The organism is Kitasatospora sp. NPDC059747 (assembly GCF_042732955.1).
In the GTDB taxonomy this organism is placed as follows: Bacteria; Actinomycetota; Actinomycetes; order Streptomycetales; family Streptomycetaceae; genus Kitasatospora.
Window position 1 is genome coordinate 35,875 of the sequence record NZ_JBHWGV010000069.1, and the last position, 14,664, is coordinate 50,538.

The following is a 14,664-nucleotide window of genomic DNA, read 5'->3' on the forward strand; positions in this document are numbered from 1 at the left end:
GGGCCCCAGGGAGGAGGGCGGGCGACATCAACGCCGCCAACTACCCCGGCGCAGGTCCCGGGCGGGTCGCGGCCCGCCGGGGTCGCCGTTCCGGCCCCGGCGGGCCGGGGTGTGTTCTACGCGACGCCCACGACGTACCCGGTCTTCGCCGGTGCTTCGGGTGCGTCGGCCGAACCGTCCAGCCGGGCCAGCACCCGCCGCACGTCCTCGGCGTCGGGCAGTCCGAGCCCGTCGAACAGCTCCTGCGCCTCGCGCAGCCGGTCGACGGCCTCCTCGGTGCGGCCGAGGCCGTCGAGCGTCCTGGCGACGATCACCAGGGCGTGGCCCCGGTCCCGCTCGGCGGCGAGCTCCCGGCAGTCGGCCAGGGCCCGCAGCGCCTGGTCGAGGGCCTCCTCGTGACGGTCCAGCAGGCGCAGCGTGTCGGCCAGGCGGTAGCGGGCCTGCGCCTCGCGCAGCGGGATCCCCGCGGCCCGGCAGATCCGCAGGCACTCCTCCAGCGCGGTGACGGCCTGCTGGTGCTCGCCGAGCTCGTGCGAGGCCAGGCCGAGCACGTAGAGGGCGTAGGACAGGCCGGTCCACTCCTCCGCGTCGGTCAGGCCCGGCAGCAGGCGGCGGCAGGCGGCGGCGGCCTCGGCGGGCCGGCCGTCGCGCACCTGGGCGAGCGCCGAGTTGAGCGCCGTCGTCGTGTGCCCGTCGCGGTGGCCGAGCGCGCGGGCCAGCGAGTTCGCCTCGTCGTAGAGGCGCACCGCCTCCTGGTAGCGGTGCTGGAACTGCGCGAGCAGGCCGAGGTCGTTCAGCGCCTGCTGCAGCACCACCACGTCGCCGCCGGCCCGGCAGGCGTCGGCCGCGCGGCGGCTGTGCTCGGCGGCCTCGTCCAGCCGGGCCGCCTGGACGGCGAGGTTGCCGCGGACGAACTCGGCGCGGCCCAGCGAGCGCTGATCGCCGAGCGCGTCGGCCGCCTGGGCGACGGCCGCGGCGGCGTCGGCGAGACGCCCGTAGCGCGGGTCGGCGTCGAACGGGCTGAGCGCGACCAGCAGGTCGGCGGCGGCCCGGACGTCCTCGACCGGCGCCGCCCGGCCGGCCGTCGCGAGGACCGCGGTGATGGCCGCCTCGAACTCCTCGGCCACCCAGTCGGCCGCCGCCTGGGCGTCCTCGAAGGCGGGGCCCGGGGTGAGCGCGGGGGCGAGGGCGGGGGTGAGCGCGGTGCCGATCGGATCGCCGGGCACCAGCCGCTGGAAGGCGGCGCCGGCGTTCGCCAGCAGGAAATGCAGGTGGTGGCGCTGCGCCGTGGCCTGCTCCTCGGCCTGCTCCTCGGCGCCGTCGGGGCCGTCGGGGCCGGTGATCTGGAGGGCGAAGACCCGCAGCAGGTCGTGGTAGCGGTAGCGGCCGGGCCGCGGGGCGGTGAGCATGCCGGCGTCGACCAGCGACTCCAGCAGGTCCTCGGCCCGGCGCGGCCCGGTCCCGAGGACGGCCGCCGCGGCCCGTGCGCCGATGTCCGGCCGGCACACCGCGGCGACCACTCGGAACGCGTCGGCCTGCTCCGCCGTCAACTGGCGGTAGCCCCACTCGAAGGCGCCCGCCACGGCCAGGTCGCCCAGCCGCAGCTCGGCCATCCGGTCCTGCTCGGCGGCCAGCCGGTCGGCGAGCCGGGCCACCGTCCAGGCCGGGCGCGAGGCCAGCCGGGCCGCCACGATCCGCACCGCCAGCGGGAGCCGCCCGCAGTGGCGGATCAGCTCGCCGACGGCCGTCGGGTCGGCGGCGACCCGCTCGGCGCCGGCCGTGCGGGCCAGCAGCCTGCGCGCCTCGGCGACGCTGAACACGTCCAGGTCCACCTGGACGGCGGTGGCCAGGCCGAACAGCCGGGCCCGGCCGGTCACGAGGACGGCGCAGCGGGCCGAGCCGGGCAGCAGCGGGCGGACCTGGGCGGCGTCCCTGGCGTTGTCGAGCACGACCAGCACCCGGCGGACGTCCAGCAGCGAGCGGAAGAGCCGGGCCCGGTCCTCCAGCGCCTCCGGGACGGCGCCCGGCGCGATGCCGAGGGCGGTCAGGAAGCTGGCCAGCAGGACGTTCGGGTCGGCCGGCGTGTCCTGGTCGCCGCGCAGGTCCGCGTACAGCTGGCCGTCGGGGAAGCCGGCGCGCAGCCGGTGGGCGACCCGCAGGGCCAGCGCCGTCTTGCCCACCCCGCCCATCCCGGAGACCGCCGCGATGGGCAGTGCGGAATCCCCGGCCGGCTCGCGCACGGCCGCGGTCAGCGCGGTGTGCAGCGCCTCGAGTTCGGCCTCCCGCCCGGTGAAGTCGGCGATGTCGGCCGGGAGTTGGGCCGGCACCGGGCCGGGCTGCACGGCCGGTGCCGGACGCGTGGCGGCCGTACCGAGCAGGGTGGGGTCGTTGCGCAGGATCCGCTGGTGGATCTCGCGCAGCTCCGGTCCCGGGTCGACGCCCAGCTCCTCGGCGAGCAGCCGGCGGGCCCGGTCGTAGAGCGCGAGCGCGTCGGCCTGGCAGCCGCTCTGGTAGAGCGCCCGCATCAGGAGCGCGTACGGCCGCTCGCGCAGCGGGTGTTCGGCGGTGAGGTCGCGCAGCACCGGGATGGCGAGGGCGGTGTCGCCCAGCTCCAGGTCCAGGCCGCAGCGCTCCTCCAGCAGGCTGGTCCGCAGCTCCCCGAGCCGGGTGCGCTGCTGCTCGGCGAACGGTCCGGGCACCCCGGTGAGCGGCTCGCCGCCCCACAGCTCCAGCGCCTCGGCGAACAGCCGCCGCACCTGCGCGGGTTCTTCACCGCCGCGCGCCGCGCCCATCGCGGCGGCGGCCAGCTTCTCCATGTGCAGCGCGTCCACGGCCCCGGCCGGCACGACGGTGCGGTAGCCGTCGCCCACCGAGGTGAGGATCACCGGTGCGTCGCTGTCGTGCTCCAGGACCTTGCGCCACCGCCAGGCGTACGTGCGCAGCATGGCGGACGCGCTGGCGGGCGCCTCGTCGCCCCACAGTGCCTCGATGAGTTCTCCGGCGCCGGCCGCCCGGCCGTCGCGCAACAACAGTGCGGCCAGCATCGCCTGCTGCAGCGGCGATCCGACCGGTAGCCCCTCGTCCCCGTACTGTGCCCGCATCGTGCCCAGCAGGAAGAACCGGACGGGATGGATCATGGACTGCGGTCCCCTCGTGCGTGACGCCCAGGCGTCCCGGTGAGGGCCCGTGGCCGCCATGTCCGATGTGTGGTCCCGGGTTCCCCGCCTCCCCGAGGGGCGTCATTATTCGTATTACTAGCACACCTTTGTCATGGCACCGCATCTCGGTGATCGTGACCCTTGACGCGGCGTCAGCGTTCGTTCACGATCGATGGCCGCGCTGCCGCAGGCCTCCCGGAATGCGCGCCGATCGGGCCGGAAAGGCGGAGTGGGAAAACCGGATCGGGTTGCTCCGCGGGAAATTTGACCAAGGCTTGAATCTCGCGGCGACCGGATCCGCACACCGCCCCGGCGGGAGGGCGGTCCCACCGGGGCGGCGTCGGTCCGGGCGGCGTCACGAGGACGGTGTCACCGGGGCGGTTTCGGTCCTGGCCGCGTCACGAGGTGTGCGCCGGCTCCCGGTCGGACGTGCCCTCAGGGACGGTGCCCCGGCCGTCGGCGACCGGCGCGGTGCGGCCCGCACGCGCGGCCGGACGCAGGAGCACGGCACACGTGAGCGCGGCCAGCAGGGCGAGCGAGGCCGACACGACCAGGCACAGCCGGAGGCCGTCGAGGAACGAGCCGCTCAGGGCGGTCAGGGCCGGTCCGGTGGTGGCGTCCAGGTGGAGTGCGGCCACGGCGCCGAGCCCCTGGCCGTGCGCGGTGGCGAGGACGCGGTCGACGGTCTCGGCGGGCACACCCGTGTCGGCGAGGTGTGCGGGAAGGGTGTGCAGGGCCCGGGTGGTGAGCAGGGTGCCGAGCACGGCGGGGCCGAGCGCGCCGCCGACCTGACGGAAGGCGTTGTTCCCGGCCGCGGCCATGCCGGCCAGGTGGTGCGGGACGGAGGCGACGGCCGAGGCGGTCATCGGAGTGAGGACGGCGCCCAGGCCCAGGCCGAGCAGGACCAGCCGCCAGGCGATCGAGCCGAAGGAGGTGTGGGCGTCCAGCGTGGTCAGCGACAGCAGCGAACCCGCCGTCACCACCAGGCCCGTGGTGATCAGGACCCGGGCGGACACCCGGTGCATCAGCCGGCCGACCGGCCCGCCGGCGACGATGGCCGCCCCGGTCACCAGCACCATCCGCAGCGCCGCCTGGATCGTCGTCAGGTGCTGCACCAGACCGAAGTACAGGCTCAGCACGAAGAAGAAGCCGATCAGGCCCAGGAAGCTGATCATCGCCACCAGGGCGGTGGCGGTGAAGGCCGGGCTGCGGAACAGCGCCGGGTCGAGCATCGGGCTCGTGCTGCGCCGCTCCACGGCGACGAACGCGGCCGCGCTCACCGCGCCCAGCACCAGGGCCGCCACCACGGCGGGCTCGCCGAAGCCGTTCGCGCCGCCCTCGATCACGCCGTAGACCACCGCGGTGACCGCGACCGCCGCGCTGATCTGGCCCGGCCAGTCGAGCCGGCGGCCGTGCGGCGCGCGCGAGTCCGGCAGCACGAACGCTGCGACGACCAGCACGATCAGGGACACCGGGACGGGCAGGAGGAAGATCCAGCGCCACGCGACGTGCTCCAGCAGCACCCCGGCGATCAGCGGGCCCACGGCGAGCGACGCCAGCAGGGACGTCGCCCACAGGCCGATGAACCTCCCGCGCTCCCGGTGGTCGGGCACCGCGTGGCTGATCATCGCCAGCGTGGTGGGCAGCAGCGCCGCCGCCCCCAGCCCGGAGGCCGCCTGCCCGACCCACACCGACCCCACCGAGTCGGACGAGAGCGACACGGCCGCACCGAGCGCGCAGAAGGCCATGCCCGCCTGGAACACCCGCTTGCGGCCGTGGACGTCGCCCCACACGCCCGTGGTGAGGATCAGCGCGGCCATCGGCAGCACGAACGCGTCCGACACCCAGGACAGCTGGGACGTGGAGGCGCCCAGTGCCCGCTGGATCGCGGGCAGGCTCACCGACACGGTGGTCACGGGGAGGTAGGCGACGAAGACGCCCAGGCAGGCCATGACGAGCGTGACGCCCCGTCCGGCCGTGGGGCCCTGCACCGTTGCGGAATTCACGAGACGTTCCTTCGACTGCGGAGGTGCCGCACGGGCACCGGCTGCGGTGGGGGCGCCGCTGTCCGGCGCACGCCCGGCTCCCGGACCGGTCGCACCGGGGGAGCCGCCGATCAGCTTCGCGCCCGGGTGCGAGGAATCCCCAACTGATCTCGTGAACCGTGATGGAACCTCCGTAGGGGCCTCCGCATGTGTGACGATTCCCCCATGACCGACGACCTGGACCGCAAAATCATCCACGGACTCCACTGCGCCCCGCGCGTCTCGTTCCGGCGCCTCAGCGAGGTCGTCGGCGTGTCCGAACAGACCGTGGCCCGCCGCTACAACGCCCTGCGCCGGGGCGGCCTGGTCCGCGTCGTCGGTCTGAGCAGCCCCGCCGCCCACGGCCAGGCCGAGTGGATCGCCCGCCTTCGCTGCCGCCCGGACGCCGTCGGCCCCCTCGCCGACTCCCTCGCCCGCAGACCCGAGGTGGCCTACGCCAGCCTCGCCTCCGGCGGCTCGGAGATCATCTGCATCATCCGCTCACCCGCCGGCACCGCCCGCGACGACGTCCTCCTCCGCCAGCTCCCCAGGGCCGCGTCGGTCCTCGACATGAGCGTCGACCTGATCATGCACGCCTTCGGAGTCCCCGGCCCGACGGGCTGGACGGGAGGGGAAGGCTCCCTCACCGCCGACCAGGCGCGCGAGCTGATCGCGGAACGCCCCGTCCCCGTCGGGCCCCCGCTCCCGCCGACCGACGAGGACCTGCCGCTCCTCGAAGCCCTGGCGGAGGACGGCCGCGTCTCCCACACCCGCCTCGCCGAGGTCACCGGCTGGTCCAAACCCCGCGTCGCCCGCCGGCTGGAGGCCCTCGAAACCAGCGGCTCCCTCACCTACGACGTCGACACCCTGCCCGAACGCCTCGGCTACGAACTCAACGCCGCCCTCTGGCTCCAGGTCGACCCGCCCCGCCTCCACGCCATCGGCGAGGAGCTCAGCCGGCACGACGAATGCGCCTTCGCCGCGGCCACCAGCGGCAAGCACAACATCATGGCCATCGTCATCTGCAAGGACACCGCGGACTTCTACCGCTACCTCAGCACCCGGCTCGCCCACGTCGAGGGCGTCAAGGGTTACGAGATCAGCGTCCGCGTCCGCCGCCTCAAGCAGGCCGCCTCCCTCATCCACCACGGCCGCCTGATCCACCCGGCGCTCGTGTGAGGTCGATGGTCGCGGGCTCAGCGGGTTGCCACGCCGCGTCGCACGGCTTCGGGCGGCGTAGCCCCGCCCGGAGCCCGAACCCGGACGAATCGGTAGGCATGAACGCGCGGGACGGGGATAGACGAGTGGGACGACCGATCGCCCCGACTGGAAGGACCGCCGTGGCCGACGCCGCCCGCCTGCCCGAATCCCGCCTGCCCGACACGCCCGAGCACCACTGGAGCCGCGAGGAGGACGGAGCCTGCCGGACCGCCGACCGCGGCATCTTCGACCGCCCCGCCCAGGAGCACGGAGCTGCCGCCAAGGACCGGGAGGAGGCGGCGAAGGCCGTCTGCGCGGGCTGCGAGGTCCGGGTGGAGTGCCGGCGGCACGCGCTCGCCGCACGGGAGCCGCACGGCGTGTGGGGCGGGCTGGCGGAGGAGGAACGCCGCTCGTTGTTCACCAGCGATTCCGGGCCCAGGGCGGCGTGACGGGCGTCGCGTCCGTCACGTCCTGTGGCGTCCATCGGGGGTGAGGGCGCGACCGCTCACGCGAGCAGCCTGGCCACCGCGGCGTCGATGTCGAGGTGGCCGGACTCGCCACCGGCCGGCACCAGGTTGAACGAGTCCAGCAGGAACGCCGTCACGACGTCGGAGGGAATGCTGATCACCGCCCGCCGGTCGTGGCCGCACAAGGTCACCAGTACCCGCCCCTCCGGCCCGGGCGCGACAGTGACGTCCCCCCGGCCGACGCGACCGTGGCGGCCCTCGTTCAGCAGGTCCCGCGCGAAGAACCACCGGCGCTCCTCGCCGTCGCCGAGCGCGGGGAAGGCCAGGCACACCGCGTACGGCAGCGAGGAGTCGAAGCGCAGCTGCGCCTCCAGGGCGACGTGAGGGAACGCGCCTTCGGGCAGGGTCACGGAGGTGGACCAGCAGGTGGCGGAGGTCATGCGGTGGGGGCTCTCCATGCGGTCGAACAGCAGCGGGCCGGTGATGCTCAGGTGACGGCCGTCGGCCCCGGTGGTGGACCGGCCTGCGGGCCGACGGCGGCCGTGCTCGTGCGGGTGAGCGCGGAGTGCAGGCGGCGCACGGCGTCCTCGGCGTCGGAGATCTCGTCGGGCGTCGGCAGCACGACGCCGCCGGAGGCCTGCATCTGATCCGGGCCCGGGGCGCGCCACTGCAGGACGGGCGCGAGGACGATGCCGGCCCGGGCCAGGAAGCACGCCAGACGGCCGTGCGAGCGCGCGATCCCGAGGGCGAGGGCGGCGAGGGCCTCGCGCAGGCGCTCCAGGCGGTCGACGACCGGGAGCCGCTCCTGCTCGGCGGCCGGGCCCACCGCTTCCGCGAGGTCGGCGGAGATCTTCCCGGCGAGTGCCGCGTCCACCAGGGCCGATTCCACCGGGGCCGATTCCGACACCCCGTCCCGGGACTGCCGTTCGGCCTCCTCGGCGAGCTCCGCGACCTGCGCACACAGCTCCGCGCCGGAACGCGGGGGACGATCCGGCGGGGCTGCGTGCGCGGTCAAAGCGGTCCCTCCCCGTGGAGCAACGGACACCCCGGGACGGGTGCACGTCCAACGCTGGTACACCACGGCGACCGCCCACAGCTCCGGGAACGAAGTACCCCGCGCCCGCGCAGCCGCCGGAACGAAACAGGCCTTGTCAGGAGCGGCCGGGTTTTCCGTAACACCCCTGGACGCGTAGCCTCGGCGCCGGGGTGCGGGGACGAGGCCACCGCGCCGACGGGGGCGGATGGTGATGATGGTCGAGACGTTGTCCTTCGAGAGCGCGAGCGTGGACGCCACGCAGGAGTTCCTCTCCACGGCCTACACGCCGATGCGCATCGCCAAGTCGGTGGCGGACGCCCGGGCGAGCATCAGCCGCCGGGCGGTGAACGGGCTCACCGTGGACCGGATCTCCTTCGGCTACGACCTCACCTACGACGCCGACAGCCTCGGCCGGGTGTGCCTGCTCAGCATGCACACCGGCACGCTCGCCGACCGGACCGGCGGCCGCGAGACGGTGTTCGGCCCCGGCGAGACGTTCCTGGTCGCCCCGCCGGACGCCCCCTACCGGGGAGAGGTCCACTCGGCCCGCTACACGATCGCCATGTTCGACAGCAGCCTGCTGGACGCCTTCGCCCCCACCGGCGCCAACGGACGCGGCCCGGTGCGCCTCACCGGGCTCCGCGCCGTCGACGAGGCGGCCGACCGGCAACTGGGCGCCGCCGTCGCCTACGTCCGCGACCACGTGCTCGACAACCCGGCCGCCTGCGCGAACGACCTGCTCGTCGCCACCGCCGCCCAGCACCTGGCGGCCGCGACCCTGGCCGCCCTGCCGCACACCGCCCGCACCGACTCGGCCCCCGCCGACCGGACCGACGCCACGTCCACCACGCTGCGCAAGGCGATCGCGTACATCGAGACGAACGCCGAGCGGGAGATCACCCTCGCCGACATCGCCGCGGCCGCCTTCGTCACCCCGAGGGCTCTCCAGTACGCCTTCCGCCGCCACCTGGACACCACCCCGCTCGCCTACCTGCGCCGCGTCCGCCTCGACGCGGCCCACCGCGACCTCCTGGCCGCCGACCCGGGCACCACGACGGTGACGGAGGTCGCGATGCGCTGGGGCTTCGCCCACCCCGGCCACTTCGCCGGCCTCTACCGCGACGCCTACCGGCGCCCCCCGAGCGACACCCTGCGCCTGCACCTCTGAGCCTTCAGTCAACCGGCCCAGCCCCGCGCGCGGTCGTGCACCCGGCCTGGTGAGCTGTGCGGGGAGTCCGCGACCCGAACCGGCCTCCCCGCCACCCCGAGGGAGGACCCCGTGCCGGACCCGACGACGTCCTACGCCGACCTGCGCGCCCTGGTGATCAACTGCACGCTCAAGCGCTCCCCGGAACGCAGCCACACCCAGGGCCTCATCGACGTCAGCACCGGCATCCTGGAACGCCAGGGCGTCGAGGTCGAGGTCCTGCGGGCGGTCGACATCGACATCGCGACGGGCGTCTGGCCGGACATGACCGAACACGGCTGGGATACGGACGAGTGGCCGGTCATCTACTCCAAGGTGATGTCCGCCGACATCCTGACACTGGCCGGCCCGATCTGGCTGGGCGACAACTCCTCGGTGATGAAGAAGGTCATCGAGCGCCTCTACGCCTGCTCGTCGATCCTCAACTCCGAGGGCCAGTACGCCTACTACGGCCGCGTGGGCGGCTGCCTGATCACGGGCAACGAGGACGGCGCGAAGCACTGCGCGATGAACGTCCTCTACAGCCTCCAGCACCTGGGGTACGTCATCCCCCCGCAGGCCGACGCCGGCTGGGTCGGCGAGGCGGGCCCTGGCCCGTCCTACCTGGACCCCGGCTCCGGTGGCCCGCAGAACGACTTCACGAACCGCAACACGACCTTCATGACGTGGAACCAGCTCCACCTGGCGAGGATGCTCAAGGACGCTGGCGGCATTCCGGCCCACGGCAACCAGCGATCCGAGTGGGACGCCGGTTGCCGCTTCGACTTCGAGAACCCCGAACACCGCTGAGCCAGCTCCGAGACCTCTCGTAATGCACCGGATGCCGCGCCACTCCTGCCCGGAGTGGCGGGGCGCCGTTCATCCGGTGCGAGCGCCGGCACCTCGGCCACCGGGGCGCGGGCCCCTCGGGCGGTGGCAATCGGTGAGCCCGGGTGGCGCCGCGACTGGCGGGATCTGCTGGCCCGGGAGGTGGTGAAAGGGGGGGCTCGGCTGCTGCCTGCGGCGAGGCTGGGTGAGTCTGCCGCGAGGGCGCTGCAGTGGTCCAGGGGGATCCGCTCGGTAGGGAGGCCGGTCGCCTCGCGGATCAGGCCCTACACGGTGGTGATCTTGCCGTCCCATTCGCCGCCGGCCGGGACGGAGGCGTGCTGGTGGATCAGTTCCCAGCCGTTCTCACGCCGCTCGAAGCAGTCGGTCTGCCGGGCCATGACGTGCTTGGCGGAGCCGTTCTTGAGCACGATGTTCGTGCTCTGCACCGTGCAGACGATGCCCATGTCCCCGTTGACCTTCGCGTCCAGTTCGAGGATCTCGACGTTGCAGGACTCGAAGTCGGCGAAGGTGTCGTCGAACAGCTTGCGCGCCGGGGCGACGCCCCTGGACGCGAACGGGGGGATGTCGAACCACAGCACGTCGGACGCCCAGTGCCGGGTGCTCTGCGCACCGGTCGTCGACGCCGCCATCTCGCGGACGATGGCGATGATGGCTTCCTTGTCCTGCTCGGTCGTCGTCATGACTTTGCTCCCTTCGTCTCGTGGCCCTGATCGGCCGCTACGGACAATCCTGCGGCGTGCCGTCAGGGGAGGTGCAAGACCCAGCCCCGCGACGGGCTCTCCCCCGAGGGGAGAGCCCCTGCCAAGGGCCTGCCGTCAGTGCTGGACATCGGGGGTTTCCCCCGCGAAGCCGGCCGCTCAGAGGGCCGCCAGGGTGCGGATGCGGTCGGCGAAGGCCCGTCGGGCGGCCCCGGACTGGGGGGCGAGGCGGTCCCATCCGTGCGGGACCCCGGGATGGACGTGCAGTTCGACGGGGACGCCCGCGGCGGCCAGGCGCGCGGCGTAGGCGATGTCCTCGTCGCGGAAGATGTCGAGGTCACCGGTGTCGATGTAGGCGGGGGCCAGTCCGGTGAAGTCGGTCAGGCGGGCCGGTGCGGCGATCGGGGAGACGTCCGCGGTGTCGAACGTGTCGCCGAGCACCGCCTTCCAGGCCGTGTAGTTGTTGTCGTAGGTCCAGGTCAGGAAGGGTTCGCGGGCCGGGTCGGGGCCCTGGTTGCGGTCGTCGAGCATGGGATAGACCAGGATTTGCCGAGCCAGGGGAGTGCGCCGGTCGCGGGCCAGGATGGCGGTGGCCGCGGCAGGTGCGCCGCCGCCGCTGTCGCCCATCACCGCGATGCGTCCGGTGTCCACGGCCAGTTCGTGCGCGTGGTCGGTGAGCCAGGTCAGGCCGGCGAAGACGTCCTCGGCGAGCATGGTGCCGGTCGCCTCGGGGGCCAGGCGGTAGCCGACGGACAGGAACGGCACCCGACTGTGCGCGACGTACCAGGAGAGCAGGGTGTCGTAGGCGTCCAGGTCGCCCAGGATCATGCCGCCGCCGTGGGCGTAGAGCACGGCCGGGCCGGGCGCCGTGGCCTCGCCGGCGGTGTACCAGCGCAGTTCGATCCTGGCGCCGTCGGGCGCCGTGGCGAAGTAGGTGGCGGTCTTGATCCCGGTGACCGGGGGGACCAGGGCCGCCATGGCAGCCTGGCCGAGGTTGCCGGCCTCGCGAATCGACCTCCAGTCCCCGCGCTCGCGGGCGGCTACGCCGGCGGCCTGCTCGGTGCGGGCGGCCAGGAGGGGGACGAGTTCGGGGTCGAGGGTGTAGTTCATGGGAAGTGGTACCCGCTTTCCGGAGGTGGAGGGATGGGTGCGCAACGAAGTGGCGGCGCACGCGGGTCGGCAGCCCGGTCGACCGCCCGCAAGCAGGCTCGGGCGTGCCCCGGCGAGAGGTGCAAGACCCGCGCGCGCCCGTGCATCTCCCCTTGGGGGAGGTGGCACAGTGGCAGGCATGGACGCGACACTGCCGATCGGGGACTTCGCGAGGGCCACGCACCTGAGCGTGAAGACGCTGCGCTACTACCACCAGGTGGGCCTGCTGGAACCGGACGAGGTGGACCGGCACACCGGCCACCGGTACTACACCACCGCGCAGATCCCGACCGCGCAGATCATCCGCCGCTTCCGCGCCCTGGACATGCCGGTCGAGCAGATCGCCAGGGTGCTGGCCGCCCCCGACCTCGACACCCGCAACGCGCTGCTGGCCGCACACCTGAACCAGATGGAGCAGGAGTTGGCGCGCAGCCAGTCCGCGGTCGCCTCGCTGCGTGACCTGCTCACCCGCCCGCCGGGCGGCACCCGGGCCGAGATCGGGCGCCGGAGCGTTCCGGCCACGCCGGCGGCTGCGATCACCGAGACGGTGGACGTCGCCGAGGCGTTGACCTGGTACCAGGGTGCGCTCGGTGAGATCTACGCGACGCTCGACGCCCAGGGCCTGGCCGCCGACGCGCCGGCCGGTGGGATCTTCGGTACCGACCTGTTCACCCACGGGCACGGACCGGCGACGATCTTCGTGCCGTGCGCCGGACCGCTGCGCCCCATGGGTCGGGTCGACGCGCTGGTCATCCCGGCGGTCGAGTTGGCGACGATTGTGCACCGCGGCCTGCATGCGAATATCGACCTGGCTTATGGAGCCCTCGGCACGTACGTCGCTGAACATGCCCTGGCCGTGGACGGCCCGATCCGCGAGTACTACCCCGTTGGCCGCCACGAGAGCGCGGAGACCGTCGAGTGGCGCACCGAGATCTGCTGGCCGATCTTCCACACCGGACCGGTCCCCAACGAACCCCCGGTGCCCACGGGTGACGGCGGCCGGTAAAGGGCGCTGTCGCTACCCGCGAACCAAAGCCAGGAGAGCCGACCTCCCATAGGCGAACTGCCACTCGGCTATCCAACGGACGATGCCCGGGAATACGGCATCGCTGGAATATCGACAATCCGCCGGTCCAATGCGCGGTACTGCATCGGATGCAACGTGAACAGAGTGTTGGACCTGCCGGGCTCGGCCGAAGACCTCCACAGATCGAGATCAGCGGCGCGTGGGGGGCGTAGCGTGGTGAGGGTGACGAGCCGCGCGGAGGGCGGAGCGGGGGTGCGTCTGGCGGAGCTGGTGGCCGCGCTCTCGCTGGGCGTGGACCTCGGCTTCGGCCAGCCGATGGAGCACGTGCTGCGCCAGTGCCTGATCGCGTTGCGGCTGGCCGAGCGGCTCGGCCTGGACGACGACGCCCGGTTGGTCGTCTACTACACCGCGTTGCTGGTCAACGTCGGCTGTCACTCGGACGCGCACGAGCAGGCGAAGTGGTTCGGCGACGACATCACGCTGAAGTCCGGCAAGTACTCCTACGAGCAGCGCAGTCTGGCGGGCGCGGCGGCGACGCTGCGGTTGATCGGATCGGGCAATCCGCCGCTGCACCGGTTCCGGGTCGGCCTGGAGTTCACGCTCGGCGGGTTCCGCGATATGAACGGGATGATCAGCTCGCACTCGGCGCTGGCCCGCGAGCTCGCCCGGCGGCTCGGTCTGCCGGACGCCGTGCAGGAGGCGGTGGCCTGCTCGTACGAGCAGTGGGACGGGCGCGGCTGGCCGGGGGAGCTCAAGGGCGAGGCCGTGCCGCTGCCCTCCCGGCTCGCCCAGCTGTCCGAGTACGTCGAGGTGGCGCACCGGATCGGCGGGACCGGCGCGGCCACGGCGCTGGCCAGGCGTCGGGCGGGGACGCAGTTCGATCCCGGACTCGCGGTCGAGTTCTGCCGGGAGCCCGAGGAGATCGTGGGCGGACTGGACACGGCCCGTACCTGGGAGGCGGTGATCGGGGCCGAGCCCGCGCTCGGCGTGCGTCTCGGCGAGGAGGAGTTCGACGCGGCGCTGCTCGCGGTCGCCGACTTCGTGGATCTGAAGTCCCCGTACACGCTGGGCCACGGCCGTGCCGTGGCGGCGCTGGCCGAGGCGGCGGCGCTCGGGCTGCGGATGGATCCGGCCGAGGTGACGACGCTGCGCCGGGCCGGCCTGGTGCACGGCCTGGGCCGCCTCGGCGTCTCCAACGCGATCTGGGACAAACCGGGACCGCTGGGCGCGGGGGAGTCGGAACGGGTGCGGCTGCAGCCCTATCTGACGGAGCGGATGCTCCGGCAGTCCCCGGCGCTCGCCCCCCTGGGCGAGGTCGCCGTGCAGTACCGCGAACGGCTGGACGGCTCCGGCTACCCGCGCGGGCTCGCGGGCGGCGCGATCTCCCGGCCGGGCCGGATCCTGGGCGTCGCGGACGCGTACCAGTCGATGATCGAGCCGCGCCCGCACCGGGCGGCGCTCCAGGCGGCGGAGGCCGCCGCGCAGCTGCACGGCGAGGTCGCCGCCGGACGCCTGGACGGCGAGGCGGTCGCCGCGGTCCTTGCGGCCGCCGGGCACCGCACGCCGCGGCGCGGCGCCGGGCCCGCGGGCCTGACCGCCCGCGAGATCGACGTGCTGCGGCTGCTGGCCCGCGGCTGCTCCAGCAAGGAGATCGCCGCACGGCTGGTGATCTCGCCCAAGACCGCGCGCAACCACATCGAGCACATCTACGCCAAGATCGGGACCTCGACCCGGGCCTCGGCCTGCCTCTTCGCGGTGCAGAACGGTCTGCTCTGAGAGGGCGTTCGATACTGATTTAGGCTTCCGCAGGCGATTTCGGGCGGAGGTATTGCCCGACTTTGTCGGGGCTGGCGGTCAGGCGAGTGGTCAT

12 protein-coding genes are annotated in these 14,664 nt (G+C 73.7%); 6 read left to right on the forward strand and 6 right to left on the reverse strand.

The features are described 5' to 3' along the window. Positions 1-116: 116 nt before the first annotated feature. Together ACFV4G_RS27220 and ACFV4G_RS27225 are read right to left on the reverse strand one after the other, a co-directional pair. Positions 117-3,137, reverse strand: a complete 3,021-nt coding sequence (locus ACFV4G_RS27220; RefSeq protein WP_380444704.1) for a BTAD domain-containing putative transcriptional regulator — start codon at positions 3,135-3,137, stop codon at positions 117-119. Between the two features lie 419 nt (positions 3,138-3,556). Beyond that, the gene (locus tag ACFV4G_RS27225; RefSeq protein WP_380444720.1) at positions 3,557-5,110 is read right to left on the reverse strand and encodes an MFS transporter; all 1,554 of its coding nucleotides are present in this window, start codon (positions 5,108-5,110) and stop codon (positions 3,557-3,559) included. 258 nt (positions 5,111-5,368) lie between these two features. Between ACFV4G_RS27225 and ACFV4G_RS27230 the strand changes: the two genes are divergently transcribed. Both ACFV4G_RS27230 and ACFV4G_RS27235 read left to right on the forward strand, forming a co-directional pair. Beyond that, complete coding sequence (locus ACFV4G_RS27230) at positions 5,369-6,361, forward strand: Lrp/AsnC family transcriptional regulator (protein WP_380444705.1); 993 nt, start codon at positions 5,369-5,371, stop codon at positions 6,359-6,361. Between the two features lie 161 nt (positions 6,362-6,522). Then, the gene (locus ACFV4G_RS27235) at positions 6,523-6,831 is read left to right on the forward strand and encodes a WhiB family transcriptional regulator (RefSeq protein WP_380444706.1); all 309 of its coding nucleotides are present in this window, start codon (positions 6,523-6,525) and stop codon (positions 6,829-6,831) included. 56 nt (positions 6,832-6,887) lie between these two features. Here the strand turns inward: ACFV4G_RS27235 and ACFV4G_RS27240 are convergent, their stop codons facing one another. Together ACFV4G_RS27240 and ACFV4G_RS27245 are read right to left on the reverse strand one after the other, a co-directional pair. Next, complete coding sequence (locus tag ACFV4G_RS27240) at positions 6,888-7,289, reverse strand: SsgA family sporulation/cell division regulator (RefSeq protein WP_380444707.1); 402 nt, start codon at positions 7,287-7,289, stop codon at positions 6,888-6,890. Positions 7,290-7,336: 47 nt separating this feature from the next. Beyond that, positions 7,337-7,864 carry a hypothetical protein gene (locus tag ACFV4G_RS27245; RefSeq protein ID WP_380444708.1) on the reverse strand — a complete coding sequence of 176 codons (528 nt, stop codon included), beginning with the start codon at positions 7,862-7,864 and terminating at the stop codon, positions 7,337-7,339. 235 nt (positions 7,865-8,099) lie between these two features. Here ACFV4G_RS27245 and ACFV4G_RS27250 point away from each other — a divergent pair, with 235 nt between their 5' ends. Then, on the forward strand, positions 8,100-9,053 hold the full coding sequence (locus tag ACFV4G_RS27250) for a helix-turn-helix transcriptional regulator (RefSeq protein ID WP_380444710.1): 954 nt from the start codon (positions 8,100-8,102) through the stop codon (positions 9,051-9,053). Between the two features lie 111 nt (positions 9,054-9,164). Beyond that, positions 9,165-9,881 carry a flavodoxin family protein gene (locus ACFV4G_RS27255; protein ID WP_380444712.1) on the forward strand — a complete coding sequence of 239 codons (717 nt, stop codon included), beginning with the start codon at positions 9,165-9,167 and terminating at the stop codon, positions 9,879-9,881. A gap of 302 nt (positions 9,882-10,183) precedes the next feature. Here the strand turns inward: ACFV4G_RS27255 and ACFV4G_RS27260 are convergent, their stop codons facing one another. Further along, complete coding sequence (locus ACFV4G_RS27260; RefSeq protein ID WP_380444714.1) at positions 10,184-10,600, reverse strand: YybH family protein; 417 nt, start codon at positions 10,598-10,600, stop codon at positions 10,184-10,186. A 177-nt stretch (positions 10,601-10,777) separates the two neighbouring features. Then, entirely contained in the window at positions 10,778-11,728 is a 951-nt protein-coding gene (locus tag ACFV4G_RS27265; protein WP_380444715.1) for an alpha/beta hydrolase fold domain-containing protein, read from the reverse strand. Positions 11,729-11,906: 178 nt separating this feature from the next. On the opposite strand from ACFV4G_RS27265, the gene ACFV4G_RS27270 reads away from it, so the two are divergent. Together ACFV4G_RS27270 and ACFV4G_RS27275 are read left to right on the forward strand one after the other, a co-directional pair. Beyond that, the gene (locus ACFV4G_RS27270; protein ID WP_380444717.1) at positions 11,907-12,773 is read left to right on the forward strand and encodes a MerR family transcriptional regulator; all 867 of its coding nucleotides are present in this window, start codon (positions 11,907-11,909) and stop codon (positions 12,771-12,773) included. Positions 12,774-13,016: 243 nt separating this feature from the next. Next, positions 13,017-14,570, forward strand: a complete 1,554-nt coding sequence (locus ACFV4G_RS27275; RefSeq protein WP_380444718.1) for an HD domain-containing phosphohydrolase — start codon at positions 13,017-13,019, stop codon at positions 14,568-14,570. The last annotated feature ends 94 nt before the right edge of the window (positions 14,571-14,664 follow it).

Excerpts from the sequence above, each read along its gene's own strand:
- ACFV4G_RS27220 (WP_380444704.1), bottom strand. The coding sequence starts at position 3,137 with ATGATCCATCCCGTCCGGTTCTTCCTGCTGGGCACGATGCGGGCACAG.
- ACFV4G_RS27225 (WP_380444720.1), bottom strand. The coding sequence starts at position 5,110 with ATGGCCTGCCTGGGCGTCTTCGTCGCCTACCTCCCCGTGACCACCGTG.
- ACFV4G_RS27230 (WP_380444705.1), top strand. The coding sequence starts at position 5,369 with ATGACCGACGACCTGGACCGCAAAATCATCCACGGACTCCACTGCGCC.
- ACFV4G_RS27240 (WP_380444707.1), bottom strand. The coding sequence starts at position 7,289 with ATGACCTCCGCCACCTGCTGGTCCACCTCCGTGACCCTGCCCGAAGGC.
- ACFV4G_RS27250 (WP_380444710.1), top strand. The coding sequence starts at position 8,100 with ATGGTCGAGACGTTGTCCTTCGAGAGCGCGAGCGTGGACGCCACGCAG.
- ACFV4G_RS27260 (WP_380444714.1), bottom strand. The coding sequence starts at position 10,600 with ATGACGACGACCGAGCAGGACAAGGAAGCCATCATCGCCATCGTCCGC.
- ACFV4G_RS27265 (WP_380444715.1), bottom strand. The coding sequence starts at position 11,728 with ATGAACTACACCCTCGACCCCGAACTCGTCCCCCTCCTGGCCGCCCGC.
- ACFV4G_RS27270 (WP_380444717.1), top strand. The coding sequence starts at position 11,907 with ATGGACGCGACACTGCCGATCGGGGACTTCGCGAGGGCCACGCACCTG.